13 protein-coding genes are annotated in these 12851 nt (G+C 66.5%); 9 read left to right on the forward strand and 4 right to left on the reverse strand.

What is annotated here, in order from left to right:
- Positions 1 to 3 precede the first annotated feature (3 nt).
- The 4 genes from odhB (at position 4) to K7G82_RS09275 (ending at position 4234) form a co-directional block, all read left to right on the forward strand.
- A complete protein-coding gene (gene odhB, locus K7G82_RS09260) occupies positions 4 to 1239 on the forward strand; it encodes a 2-oxoglutarate dehydrogenase complex dihydrolipoyllysine-residue succinyltransferase (protein WP_222989556.1) in 1236 nt (411 codons plus the stop codon).
- A gap of 89 nt (positions 1240 to 1328) precedes the next feature.
- Complete coding sequence (gene lpdA, locus K7G82_RS09265) at positions 1329 to 2723, forward strand: dihydrolipoyl dehydrogenase (protein WP_222989557.1); 1395 nt, start codon at positions 1329 to 1331, stop codon at positions 2721 to 2723.
- Positions 2724 to 2792: 69 nt separating this feature from the next.
- On the forward strand, positions 2793 to 3434 hold the full coding sequence (locus K7G82_RS09270) for a hypothetical protein (protein ID WP_222989558.1): 642 nt from the start codon (positions 2793 to 2795) through the stop codon (positions 3432 to 3434).
- A gap of 182 nt (positions 3435 to 3616) precedes the next feature.
- A complete protein-coding gene (locus K7G82_RS09275) occupies positions 3617 to 4234 on the forward strand; it encodes a trimeric intracellular cation channel family protein (protein WP_222989559.1) in 618 nt (205 codons plus the stop codon).
- Positions 4235 to 4250: 16 nt separating this feature from the next.
- On the opposite strand, the gene K7G82_RS09280 is transcribed toward K7G82_RS09275, so the two are convergent.
- Together K7G82_RS09280 and sppA are read right to left on the reverse strand one after the other, a co-directional pair.
- On the reverse strand, positions 4251 to 4814 hold the full coding sequence (locus tag K7G82_RS09280; protein ID WP_222989560.1) for a GNAT family N-acetyltransferase: 564 nt from the start codon (positions 4812 to 4814) through the stop codon (positions 4251 to 4253).
- Positions 4811 to 6676, reverse strand: coding sequence for a signal peptide peptidase SppA (sppA, locus tag K7G82_RS09285; RefSeq protein WP_222989561.1), 1866 nt, complete (start codon positions 6674 to 6676; stop codon positions 4811 to 4813). Before sppA ends, K7G82_RS09280 begins: the two co-directional genes overlap by 4 nt.
- Before the next feature lie 293 nt (positions 6677 to 6969).
- Between sppA and groES the strand changes: the two genes are divergently transcribed.
- Together groES and groL are read left to right on the forward strand one after the other, a co-directional pair.
- On the forward strand, positions 6970 to 7257 hold the full coding sequence (gene groES, locus K7G82_RS09290; protein WP_222989562.1) for a co-chaperone GroES: 288 nt from the start codon (positions 6970 to 6972) through the stop codon (positions 7255 to 7257).
- Positions 7258 to 7373: 116 nt separating this feature from the next.
- Complete coding sequence (gene groL / locus K7G82_RS09295) at positions 7374 to 9020, forward strand: chaperonin GroEL (protein ID WP_222989563.1); 1647 nt, start codon at positions 7374 to 7376, stop codon at positions 9018 to 9020.
- A 100-nt stretch (positions 9021 to 9120) separates the two neighbouring features.
- Here groL and K7G82_RS09300 read toward each other — a convergent pair whose 3' ends face one another.
- Together K7G82_RS09300 and K7G82_RS09305 are read right to left on the reverse strand one after the other, a co-directional pair.
- Positions 9121 to 9318: a hypothetical protein gene (locus K7G82_RS09300; protein ID WP_222989564.1), complete on the reverse strand. Its 198-nt coding sequence runs from the start codon at positions 9316 to 9318 to the stop codon at positions 9121 to 9123.
- Complete coding sequence (locus K7G82_RS09305; protein ID WP_222989565.1) at positions 9315 to 9632, reverse strand: hypothetical protein; 318 nt, start codon at positions 9630 to 9632, stop codon at positions 9315 to 9317. Before K7G82_RS09305 ends, K7G82_RS09300 begins: the two co-directional genes overlap by 4 nt.
- Before the next feature lie 156 nt (positions 9633 to 9788).
- Here K7G82_RS09305 and K7G82_RS09310 point away from each other — a divergent pair, with 156 nt between their 5' ends.
- From K7G82_RS09310 to K7G82_RS09320, 3 genes are read left to right on the forward strand one after another with little or no spacing between them, the layout of a single operon-like run.
- On the forward strand, positions 9789 to 10751 hold the full coding sequence (locus K7G82_RS09310; RefSeq protein WP_222989566.1) for an ArsR/SmtB family transcription factor: 963 nt from the start codon (positions 9789 to 9791) through the stop codon (positions 10749 to 10751).
- Positions 10748 to 11689: a methylenetetrahydrofolate reductase gene (gene metF, locus K7G82_RS09315; RefSeq protein ID WP_222989567.1), complete on the forward strand. Its 942-nt coding sequence runs from the start codon at positions 10748 to 10750 to the stop codon at positions 11687 to 11689. Before K7G82_RS09310 ends, metF begins: the two co-directional genes overlap by 4 nt.
- The gene (locus K7G82_RS09320) at positions 11686 to 12735 is read left to right on the forward strand and encodes a homocysteine S-methyltransferase family protein (RefSeq protein ID WP_222989568.1); all 1050 of its coding nucleotides are present in this window, start codon (positions 11686 to 11688) and stop codon (positions 12733 to 12735) included. Before metF ends, K7G82_RS09320 begins: the two co-directional genes overlap by 4 nt.
- The last annotated feature ends 116 nt before the right edge of the window (positions 12736 to 12851 follow it).

The raw sequence follows: 12851 nt of genomic DNA on the forward strand, positions 1-12851 counted from the left end.
ATCATGGCCACCGAAGTCAAAGTCCCGACGCTGGGCGAATCGATCACCGAAGCGACGATCGGCGAATGGCTCAAGCAGCCCGGCGAGCCCGTGAAGGCCGATGAGCCGATCGCGAGCCTGGAAACCGACAAGGTCGCGGTCGAGGTGCCCGCGCCCGTCGCCGGCGTCATGGGCGCGCATCTCGCCCAGCCCGGTGATACCGTGAATGTCGGCGCGACGATCGCGATGATCGAGGCTGGCGCCGCCGGTGCCGCAGCCGCGCCCGCGGCCCCCGCCAAGGCCGAAGCCGCCGCGCCCGCGCCGGCGCAGCAGGCGGCGGCACCCGCCGATGGCGAGCAGGTGATGACGCTGTCTCCCACCGTCCGCCGGCTGGTGCTTGAGCATGGCCTCGATCCGTCGTCGATCAGGGGCAGCGGCAAGGATGGTCGCCTGACCAAGGAAGACGTGCTGGCCGCCGCCAGCGCCGCCAAGGATGCGCCGACCCCGGCCGCTGTGCCCTCGACGCCCGCGCCGACCGCCGCGCTGCCCGAGATCGGCGGCCGCAAGGAAGAACGCGTCCGCATGACGCGCCTGCGCCAGACGATCGCGCACCGCCTGAAGGAAGCGCAGAACAGCGCGGCGATCCTCACCACCTTCAACGATGTCGACATGACCGCCGTCATGGAAGCGCGTGCGAAGTACAAGGACCTGTTCGAGAAGAAGCACGGCGTGCGCCTGGGTTTCATGGGCTTCTTCGTGAAGGCGGCCTGCCAGGCGCTCAAGGACGTGCCGGCGGTCAACGCGTCGATCGAGGGCGATGAGATCGTCTATCGCGACTATGCCGACATCTCGGTCGCGGTCTCCGCGCCCAACGGCCTGGTCGTGCCGGTCATCCGCGACGCGCAGACGCTGAGCGTCGCGCAGGTCGAGAACACGATCGGCGATTTCGGCAAGCGCGCCAAGGACGGCACGCTGAAGCTGGAGGAGATGAAGGGCGGCACCTTCACCATTTCCAATGGCGGCGTGTTCGGATCGCTGATGTCGACCCCGATCATCAATCCGCCGCAGTCGGGCGTACTCGGCCTGCACCGGATCGAGGATCGCCCGGTCGTCCGCGACGGCCAGATCGTCATCCGTCCGATGATGTATCTCGCGCTGAGCTACGACCATCGCATCGTCGACGGTCGCGAGGCCGTGACCTTCCTCGTCGCGATCAAGAACGCGATCGAGGATCCGACCCGCTTGTTGATCGATCTCTGAGGACTGAACTCCTCCGGACTTTTGTTGAACGCGATCGCCGAGTTGCCGGATGACCCGTCCGGCTGGCGACCGCCCTAAGGAACGCTGACATGGCTGATTACGACTATGACGTTCTGGTGATCGGCGCCGGACCCGGCGGTTATGTCGCCGCGATCCGCGCGGCGCAGCTCGGCCTGCGCACCGCCTGCGCCGAAAGCCGCGAGACGCTGGGCGGCACCTGCCTCAATGTCGGCTGCATCCCGTCCAAGGCGCTGCTTCACGCGTCGCACCTGTTCGAGGAAGCGCATTCGGGCGCGCTCGCCAAGTTCGGCGTCAAGGTCGACGGCGCCAGCCTCGATCTCGACGCGATGCACGGTTCGCGCAAGGATGCGGTGAAGGGCCTGACCGGCGGCATCGAGTTCCTGTTCAAGAAGAACAAGGTCGACTGGCTGAAGGGCCTCGCGACCTTCACCGGCAAGGACACCGTCGAAGTCGCCGGCAAGAGCTACCGGGCGAAGAACATCATCATCGCCACCGGCTCCAGCGTCACGCCGCTGCCGGGCGTCGAGATCGACCACAAGGCGATCGTCGATTCGACGAGCGCGCTCGAACTGCCCAAGGTGCCCGGCCATCTTGTCGTGATCGGGGGCGGCGTGATTGGGCTCGAGCTCGGTTCGGTCTGGCGGCGCCTTGGCGCGCAGGTGACCGTGGTCGAATATCTCGACCAGATCCTGCCCGGCATGGACGGCGAGGTCCGCAAGGAAGCCGGCCGCATCTTCAAGAAGCAGGGCTTCGACATCCGCACCGGCACCAAGGTCACCAAGGCCGAGAAGAAGGGCGAGGGCGTCGTACTGACCGTCGAGCCCGCCAAGGGTGGCGAGGCGCAGACGATCGAGGCCGATACCGTGCTGGTCGCGATCGGCCGCCGCCCCAACACCGACGGGCTCGGTCTCGACAAGGCCGGGCTTGCGGTCAACGGCCGTGGGCAGATCGAGACGGATCACCGCTTCCAGACCGCGGTTCCCGGCATCTGGGCGATCGGCGACGTCGTCCCCGGCCCGATGCTCGCGCACAAGGCCGAGGATGAGGGCATCGCGGTCGCCGAGAATATCGGCGGGCTTACCGGCATCGTGAACCACGACGTCATCCCGAGCGTGGTCTATACCATGCCCGAGATCGCCGGCGTCGGCCTGACCGAGGAAGCCGCGCGCGAGAAGGGTGAGGTGAAGGTCGGCAAGTTCCCGATGGCGGGCAACAGCCGCGCCAAGACCATTCACGACACCGCCGGCTTCGTGAAGGTGATCGCCGATGCCGAGACCGATCGCGTTCTGGGTGTCTGGATCATCACCTCGGTCGCCGGCACGATGATCGCGCAGGCGGCGCAGGCGATGGAATTCGGCGCCACCAGCGAGGATATCGCCTATACCTGCCACGCGCATCCGACCCATTCGGAAGCGATCAAGGAAGCGGCGATGGCGGTGACGGGCAAGCCGATCCATATCTGATCCGCGACGAGCCGAGGAACGGAAACCTCGCTCGAGCACTGACTCCCGTAGTTGATACGGGAGTGAAACATGAACAAGGCTCTGCTGATCGTCCTGCCCGGCCTGGTTGCGGCGACGGTCGCGTGCGGACCCAAGCAGGTCGCCCTCTCCGCCGATCCGGTGGAGCGGGCTGCGACCTGCGGTGTCGTCGCCGCTGCCCATGCGCGGGTGAACACCACGGATATCAAGGCGCCGCTCAGCGTGGAGGCCAAGGGCGAGACACTGCGCTATGCCCTGTTGACCGGCGCACGGCAGGAAAGCTTTTCCGCCGAACAGGCCGGCGCGGTGGTCAAACGCATGCCCGAGATCGCCGACGAGGTGACCGACGGCAAATGGGAAAAGCTGGTCGAGCCCTGTGCCCAGGCCTATCCGGCCGCCGCGACGGCGCAACCCGAACTGCCCAAGGATCCGCTCGTCGCCGGGCTGGGTTGCGACATGCTGCGTCAGTTCGTCGGCCGGGCGCTGGCGAGCGACGGGCGTTATGAGGAGACGCTCACCCAATATAGCGCGCTGGAGCGCAAGCTGGATGGCAAGCTGGCGCCGTTGATGGCACGGCAGGGTATCGACAATGGTGCGGAAGGAATCGAGCAGAAGCGCAAGGCGATGAGTACCGTCGCGAAGCTTGGAAATCCCACGGCGGTGATGGATGCCTGCGTGCAGCGCTATATTTGAGAAACTGCGGCGCCGTTTCTCGCATTGTCATTCCCGAGAAAGCGGGCGCCGAAGTCGACCGCAGGTCGCGTCTTCTCTCCGATACTTCACGGAAAAGCGGGATCGGCCAAGCCGAACTGGCGTTTCCCGCTTTCACGGGAATGACAGGTGAGGAATAAGGGCGGCAAGGGGGATATGCTGCCATGGACAAGCTGCCGATCGCGCTATGGTTCGCGACGCTCGATCTTGTCGGGATCGCGGTCTTTTCGGCGTCGGGCGCGCTCGCGGCGGCGCAGAAACGGCAGACGCTCGTCACCTTCACCTTCTTTGCCGTCGTCACCGGCGTCGGCGGCGGCACGGTGCGCGATCTGCTGATCGGCGCCCCCGTCTTCTGGGTGCAGGATCAGCGCGTGCCCTTCGTCTGCCTGTCGATGGCGCTGATCGTCTGGTTCACGCCCCGGCGGATCTGGCGCGAGAATGCCCTGGACTGGTTCGACGCGATCGGGCTTGCCGCCTATGCGGTGTTCGGCGCCGCCAAGTCGCTCGCCTTCGGCATCCAGCCCTTGCCCGCGGTGATGATGGGCGTGATCACGGCCTGCGTCGGCGGTATCATCCGCGACGTGCTGGCCGGCGAGCCGTCGATCCTGCTCCGCCCGGAAATCTACGTCACCGCCGCTGCGCTGGCGTCGCTGTCGTTCGTCGCCCTGACCGTATTGGGCGTACCCTCGCTGACCGCTGCGGTGATCGCGGCCTTTGCCGGTTTCCTGCTGCGGGGCTGGGCGATCGTGCGGGGCGTCGGCTTGCCGGGCTACCAGCGCTGACCGGTCGCGACCGGGCTTATTTCGGCCCGACCAGCCCGCTCGTCGCGAAGGGCTTGGGATCGCGCGGCGGTTCGGTCGGTTCGGACAGTTCGCGCTGCCACATGCCGATATCGTGCCACTGACCGCTCTTGTAGCCGATCTCGCGGACGATGCCGGCGCGGCGGAAACCCGTCGCCTCGTGCAGTGCGATGCTGTGCTCGTTGGGCAATGAGATCACCGCGATCGCCTGGGTGAAGTCCTGCGCGATCAGCGTCTCGATCAGCGCGGAATAGAGCAGCCGCCCGACCCCCTGGCCGGCGACGCCGCCGCCCAGATAGATCGAGGTCTCAACGGTGTAGCGATAGGCCGGGCGATCGCGGAACCGCGAGGCATAGGCATAGCCGAGCACGGCGTCGTCATCCTCGGTGGTCGCGACCAGCCAGGGGTAGAGCTGGTCATAGCCGTGCATCCGCTCCAGCATCTCGGCGGCGCTTGGCGGCTTCGTCTCGAACGAGATCGCGCTGCCCGTCACATAGGGCATGTAGATGGCGGAAATCTGGTCCGCGTCGCTGTCACGCGCGGCGCGTATCTTGATCGTCATTTAAACCACTCCAGAAGGCGCGCGACGGTGGCGCCGCGCAATGGCGCGGTGCGCGCCGGTTCGATGGGGCATTCGAGGCACTGGACGCGGACGGCCGGGCCGTCGGCAAGGGTTTCCGCATCCTTGAACGCGGCGAACAGGGTCGCGATGCGTTGCCGCGAGAGGCGGGTCAGCAGATCGGCATCGCGGCTGTCCTCGGGATCGCTCTGGGTCCAGCCCTGGAACAGCGCCTCGAAAAAGCCCGGCTGCTTTTCCAGATAGACCGGAACGGCCTTGGCGGGATCGAGCCTGGCGCGCTTCGCCGCATCGGCGATCGCATCCTCGAGCGATCCGAACTGGTCGATCAGGCCGATCTGGCGCGCGGTGCCGCCGTCCCAGACGCGGCCCTGCGCGATCTGGTCGACGCGCTGGGCGGGCAGCTTGCGCGACTGGCTGACCAGCCCGACGAAGCGGCCATAGACATTCTCGATGCTCGCCTGGATCACCGCGTCGAAGGTCGGATTGGTGCCGCCGAAAACATCCGGCTGGCCCGAAAGCGGAGTGGTGGCGACGCCGTCGGACGTGACGCCGATCTTGGCGAGCGCATTCTCGAAGGTGGGAATGATGCCGAACACGCCGATCGATCCGGTGACGGTGGAGGGTTCGGCGAAGATGCGGTCACCCGGCGTCGACACCCAATAGCCGCCCGATGCCGCGACCGATCCCATCGAGACCGTCACCGGCAGGCCCTTGGCCTTGGCCTGGAGGATCGCGAGACGGATCTTTTCGGACGCGAGCACCGATCCGCCGGGCGAATCGACGCGCACGACCAGGGCCTTCAGGTCCTTCTCCGCCAGCCCGTCCAGGATCAGCTTGGAAATCGTGTCGCCGCCGGCGGTGCCCGGCAGCGCATTGCCGTCGACGATGTCACCCGCGACGGTGATCACGCCGATCTGCCCGCCGGCGGGGGCGGGATTGGCCGCGATCCAGTTGGCGAGTCTGGTGTGGCGGAACGAGCCCGGCTGCTTGTTGTCGCCTTCGCCCGCGATCTCCGCGACGCGCTTGCCGAAGGCGATGCGGTCACCCAGTTTGTCGACCAGGCCGGCCTGGAGTGCGGCCTTGGCGAGATCGCCGCCCGCCGCGCGGATCTGCGCGTCGGGGCTGGCGATGAACCCGGCGAGCTGCGCTTTGGGCCGCGCCTTGACGACGGCGTCCTGCCAGTTCTGCCACAGGGCGCCGGCGAGCGCCCGATCGGCTTCCTTCGCCTCCGGTGACTGGTCGGCGCGTGTATAGGGCTCGACGAAGCTCTTGTAGGTGCCGACACGATAGACATGGGTGGTGACGCCCAGCCGGTCGATCAGACCCTTGTAATAAAGGCGCGAACCGCCGGGCCCCGTGAACAGCGCCATGCCGAAGGGATCGAGCCACACTTCCGACGCGTGCGACGCCAGCGCATAGCTGTCGTCGGTATAGCCCGTCGCGAAGGCGAGCACCGGCTTCCTGGCGGCGCGGATCGTGTCGACGGCGGCGGCGGCGCGCTGGATCGTCGTCTGGCCGCCGCCGACAAAGGTATCGAGGTCGAGTACGACCACCTTGATCCGGTCGTCCTTCGCAGCGGTTTCGAGCGCGCGGACGACGTCGCGCAGGCGGTGCTGGCGCGCGACCGAGGCGCCGCTGAGCATGGCGACGGGATCGCTCTCCTCCGGCTGTTCGACCAGGCTGCCGCCCAGATCGACGAGCAAAGCGCCGCTGGTCACCTTGGCCGGGTTGGGCTTCGCGGACAGCGCGGCCCAGATCATTCCGAAGAAGAGCAGCAGGAGGAACAGGACGAGCGCGTCCTTGACCCCCATGAGGATTCTCCACGCACCCCGAACGAACGCCAAGACCAGACTCCCGAATGAGCGTTACGCCCTTGGGGCTATAGAAGCTTGCCCGGCCTGTCCATGGCCGCGAGTCGCGCGAAACGGGCATGCGGGCTCGCGTCGCGATCGGCTCGGCCGACACGTGGGGCGCCGTATCGCAGCGGGATTTGGCGCGAAGATTATTTTGCCCACAACGCTTGACCTCGTCCGGACCGACACACATATGCGCGCCGCTGGCACTCGACAGGTGCGAGTGCTAATAGGTTCGCAATCGCAAGGGCCGATGCCCTGCACAATAGAGGAAAGGGTGACGCATGAAGTTTCGTCCGTTGCACGACCGCGTTCTCGTCCGCCGCGTCGAGGCTGAAGAGAAGACCGCGGGTGGGATCATCATCCCCGATACCGCCAAGGAAAAGCCGCAGGAAGGCGAAGTCGTCGCCGCCGGTTCGGGCTCGAAGGCCGAGGACGGCACCGTGACCCCGCTGGACGTGAAGGCCGGCGACAAGATCCTGTTCGGCAAATGGTCCGGCACCGAGGTCAAGATCGACGGTGAAGACCTGCTGATCATGAAGGAAAGCGACATCCTCGGGATCGTCGGCTGATCTTTCTCCCGTTTCGCGTCATGCCGGCCCTGGCCGGCGCTTCGCGCAGGTCCGGCCAAAGGCGCCGGTGACGCGGGGCACGACGACGGTTTCAACTTCTAGGAAGGAACATATCAATGGCAGCGAAAGACGTTAAATTTTCGCGCGACGCGCGCGAGCGCATCCTCCGCGGTGTCGACATCCTGGCCGATGCGGTGAAGGTCACGCTTGGCCCCAAGGGCCGCAACGTCGTGATCGACAAGAGCTTCGGCGCGCCGCGCATCACCAAGGACGGCGTCACCGTCGCCAAGGAGATCGAGCTCAAGGACAAGTTCGAGAACATGGGCGCCCAGATGGTGCGCGAAGTGGCCTCGAAGACCAACGACGTCGCGGGTGACGGCACCACCACCGCCACCGTGCTCGCTCAGGCGATCGTCCGCGAGGGCATGAAGTCGGTCGCGGCCGGCATGAACCCGATGGATCTGAAGCGCGGCATCGATCTGGCCGTCGGCAAGGTCGTCGAAGACATCAAGTCGCGTTCCAAGCCCGTCTCGGGTTCGAACGAAGTCGCCCAGGTCGGCATCATCTCGGCCAATGGCGACAAGGAAGTCGGCGAGAAGATCGCCGAGGCGATGGAAAAGGTCGGCAAGGAAGGCGTGATCACCGTCGAGGAAGCCAAGGGCCTCGAATTCGAGCTCGACGTCGTCGAAGGCATGCAGTTCGACCGTGGCTATCTGAGCCCCTATTTCATCACCAACCCCGAGAAGATGACGGTCGAACTCAACGATCCGTACATCCTGATCCACGAGAAGAAGCTCTCGAACCTGCAGGCGATGCTCCCGATCCTGGAAGCCGTCGTCCAGTCGGGCCGTCCGCTCCTGATCATCGCCGAGGACATCGAGGGCGAGGCGCTGGCCACGCTCGTCGTGAACAAGCTGCGCGGCGGCCTGAAGGTCGCGGCCGTCAAGGCGCCGGGCTTCGGCGATCGCCGCAAGGCGATGCTCGAGGACATCGCGATCCTGACCAAGGGCGAAGTCATCTCCGAGGATCTCGGCATCAAGCTCGAGAGCGTCACGCTCGGCATGCTCGGCACCGCCAAGCGCGTCTCGATCGACAAGGACAACACCACCATCGTCGACGGTGCGGGTGAAGCCGATGCGATCAAGGGCCGCACCGATGCGATCCGCCAGCAGATCGAGAACACCACCAGCGACTATGACCGCGAGAAGCTCCAGGAGCGTCTCGCCAAGCTCGCCGGCGGCGTTGCCGTGATCAAGGTCGGCGGCGCTTCGGAAGTCGAGGTGAAGGAGCGCAAGGATCGCGTCGACGACGCGCTGCACGCGACCCGCGCCGCGGTCGAAGAGGGCATCGTCCCCGGTGGCGGCACCGCGCTGCTCTATGCGACCAAGGCTATCGACGGCCTGACCGGTTCCAACGAGGATCAGACCCGCGGTGTGGACATCGTCCGCCGCTCGCTGACCGCGCTGGTCCGTCAGATCGCGGCGAACGCCGGCCATGACGGCGCCGTCGTCTCGGGCAAGCTGCTCGATCAGTCGGACACGTCGTTCGGCTTCAACGCCTCGACCGACACCTATGAGAACCTGGTTTCGGCCGGCGTGATCGATCCGACCAAGGTCGTCCGCACCGCGCTCCAGAACGCCGCGTCGGTCGCCGGCCTGCTCATCACCACCGAAGCGGCGGTGAGCGAGCTGCCGGAAGACAAGCCCGCGATGCCGATGGGCGGCGCAGGCGGCATGGGCGGCATGGGTGGCATGGACTTCTGATCGACCGATCGGACGTTCGACACCCGCCGACCAGGCGGAAAAAGGAAGGGCCGGGGAGCGATCCCCGGCCCTTTTCTTTTGGTGTCCTGACTGATCCGGATCAGGATGCCGGCACCGGCGCATCCGCGGGCGGCGGCGGCACGGCGCTGTTGGCGGCGCCCTCGTCGAGCATTTCCGCCGCCTCGTTCAGCGCCTTGGCTTCGCTCGGCGAGACGCCGCCGACCGTTGCATTGTCACCGGCCGCATCGCACGCGGCCAGCGCCGCGCAGGCCGGTATGATCAGCCAGCGCCGGGTCACGAACCCTTGCGTGCGTCGGCAGCGCCTTCTTTCAGCTTGTCGCCCGCTGCGTCGAGCGTGTTCGCGGCGCCGGCCTTGACCGCCTTGGCGCCGTTCTCGATCGCATCGCCCGTCCTGTCGGCGGCGTTCTCGGCCGCGCCCACCGCATCGGCGCCGATATTGGCGACGTCGGCGGCGGCGTTGTCGATCGTCGCGGCTGCGTCGCTGGTGATCGCGTTGGCGGCTTCGCCGGCTTCGTTCTGCGCCTTCTCGCTGCAGGCCGAAAGGCCCATCGCAGCGGCAAGGATCAGCGATGCGGTGATGGAAATCCTCATAAGCGCACTCCTGTTTCAATTTCGACCGGCCCGCGATACGGGCCGTGGCCAAGCCTATCCCGCCGTCCAGAACCGTGCAACGGGGCGGCGGTTCCGGGTCGGGCCGGAGAAATCCGTGCGTTGACCTCATATAAAGATATCTTTATATGATGCTATATGTCCGTCGAGCTCGAAGTCTTCCGCGCGCTTGCCGATCCGACCAGGCTTCGGATCTTCGCGTTGCTGCGCGCGATGGAATTGTCGGTGGGCGAACTGGCACAGGTGCTGGGGCAAAGCCAGCCGCGCGTTTCGCGCCATGTGAAGATCCTGTCCGACGCAGGGCTGACCGAGCGGCGGCGCGAAGGAAGCTGGGTGTTCCTGGGATTGGGCGATCAGCGCATCGTCGATCCCCTGGTCGCGGCGCTCGATGCGTGGCAGCACGGACGGCAGGTCGATCATTGGCAGGCGGCCGATGCCGCGCGGCTCGCGGCGGTGCGGGCCGACCGGGCGGAGGCGGCGGGGCGCTATTTCGATGCCCATGCCGAACAATGGGACGCGATCCGCAGCCTGCACGTCGCCGAGAGCGAGGTGGAAGCGGCGATGACGGCGCTGCTCGGGCCGGAACCGATCGGCCGGCTGGTCGATATCGGCACCGGCACGGGCCGTATGATCGCGCTGTTCGGCCATGGTGCCGAAGCGGCTTTGGGCATCGATCGCAGCCCGCAGATGCTGCGGCTGGCGCGCGCGCGTCTGGCGGAGGCGGGGCTCGATACCGTCGATCTGCGCCAGGCCGACATGTACGCGCTGCCGCTGGACGATCGATCGGCGGACACGGTGATCCTGCATCAATTGCTGCATTTCGCGCAGATGCCGGAACTCGCCATCGCGGAGGCGGCGCGCCTGCTGGCGCCGGGCGGGCGACTGCTGATCGCGGACTTCGCGCCGCACGATCGCGAGGAATTGCGCGCCGAACAGGCGCATGCGCGGCTCGGCTTCGGCGACGAGCAGATCAGGCATTGGTATGAGGAGGCGGGACTGGAAACCGTGGCGATCGAAGAATTGAAGGGCGGTGCGCTCACCGTGAAACTCTGGCTCGGTCGCCGTGTGCCAGCCGCGCTTGACCAGCGGAGGGCCGCATGACGCTCAGCATCAACCAGCTCGAGGAAGCGCGCCGCGCGCTCGACGCGCCGCTGTTCGCCGATCTGGCCGGCGACGCGCAGGTCTCGTTCGAATTCTTCCCGCCCAAGACCGAGAAGATGGAAGAGACGCTGTGGAGCGCCGTCCAGACGCTCGAACCGCTTGCGCCGCGTTTCGTGTCGGTCACCTATGGCGCGGGCGGATCGACGCGCGAGCGCACGCACGCCACCGTCGCGCGCATCCAGCGGGAAACCGCGATCCCCGCCGCCGCTCACCTGACCTGCGTGGAGGCCAGCCGCAACGAGATCCGTGAGGTCGCCGAATCCTATTGGGTGGCCGGTGTCCGCCATATCGTCGCGCTGCGCGGCGATCCGCCGGTTGCGGGCGCGCGCTTCGCCCCGCATCCGGAGGGTTATGCGAGCGCGGCCGAACTGGTCGCGGGCCTCAAGGAGATCGCGCCGTTCGAAATCTCGGTCGCGGCCTATCCCGAGACGCATCCCGAAGCGGCGAATGCCCAGGCGGATCTCGACAATCTCAAGCGCAAGCTCGATGCGGGCGCCAATCGCGCGATCACGCAATTCTTCTTTTCGCCCGACGCCTTTTTCCGCTTCCGCGATCAGGCCGCCGCCGCCAGCATCGATGCGGAGATCGTGCCCGGCATCCTGCCGGTGTCCAATGTGGCGCAGACGCGCAAATTCGCCGCCATGTGCGGCGCAGCGATCCCGCCCTGGATGGACCGGCTGTTCGAGGGGCTGGACGATCATCCCGCCGCGCGCCAGCTTGTCGCGGCGACGATTTCGGCCGAACTGTGCCGCAGGCTCTACGCGGGCGGCGTCCGGCATTTTCATTTCTACACGCTCAACCGCGCCGAGCTGAGCTATGCGATCTGCCATCTGCTCGGATTGCGGCCGGACGCGAATGCACGAGTGGAGGCGGCATGACGACGGTACGCGAACGGCTTCTCGCGGAAGCGGAGAAGCGCATCCTGCTCACCGACGGCGCTTTCGGCACCGAGATCCAGAACTGGAAGCTCGTCGAGGCCGATTATGCCGGCACGCTGGGCCTGGCCCATGACCAGAAGGGCAATAACGACATCCTGGCGCTCACCAAGCCAGAGGTGCCGGAGACGATCACGCGCGAATATCTGGATGCGGGATCGGACATGGTCTCGACCAACACATTTTCCGCCAATGTGATCAGCCAGGCCGATTACGGCGCCGAACATCTGGTGAAGGAGATCAATATCGCCTCCGCGCAGATCGCGCGGCGGCTGGCCGACGAATATGCGGCGAAGGACGGCCGGCCGCGCTTCGTGGCGGGCGCGCTGGGGCCGACCAACAAGACGCTGTCGCTGTCGCCCGACGTCAACGATCCCGGCTATCGCGAGATCGATTTCGACTATCTGAAGCAGGTCTATCGCGAGCAGATCGACGCGCTCGTCGAAGGCGGGGTGGATTTCATCCTGATCGAAACGGTGTTCGACACGCTCAATGCCAAGGCGGGCATCATGGCGGCGATCGAGGCGGGCGAGGCGCTGGGGCGCGACCTGCCGATCATGTTGTCGATGACGCTGACCGACCTTTCGGGCCGTAACCTGTCCGGCCACACGGTCGAGGCGTTCTGGCACGCGGTGCGCCACGCCCGGCCGGTGACGATCGGCCTCAACTGCTCGTTCGGCGCCGAACAGCTTCGCCCGCATGTACGGACCTTGAGCGGTATCGCCGACACGCTGATCATGGTCTATCCCAATGCCGGCCTGCCCAATGAACTGGGCGCCTATGACGAACTGCCCGATCAGACCGCGGCGCTGGTCCGCGAATGGGCGGATGCGGGCCAGGTCAACATTTTGGGCGGATGCTGCGGATCGACGCCGGCGCATATCGCCGCCATCGCGAAGACGGTGGCGGGCCTGCCGCCGCGCAAGGCGGCGAAGCCGGAGGTGCGCACGCGGCTGGCGGGCCTGGAACCGATGATCATGGCCGCCTGAGCTATTGGAACAAGCCCGTTCGGGCTGCGCCTGTCGAAGCCCCGTTCTTCTTCCGCACCGAGAGCGAAGAAGGACCGGGCTTCGACAGGCGCAGCCCGAACGGGGATTGAGGATTG

This window comes from Sphingomonas colocasiae, assembly GCF_019880585.1.
In the GTDB taxonomy this organism is placed as follows: domain Bacteria; phylum Pseudomonadota; class Alphaproteobacteria; order Sphingomonadales; family Sphingomonadaceae; genus Sphingobium_A; species Sphingobium_A colocasiae.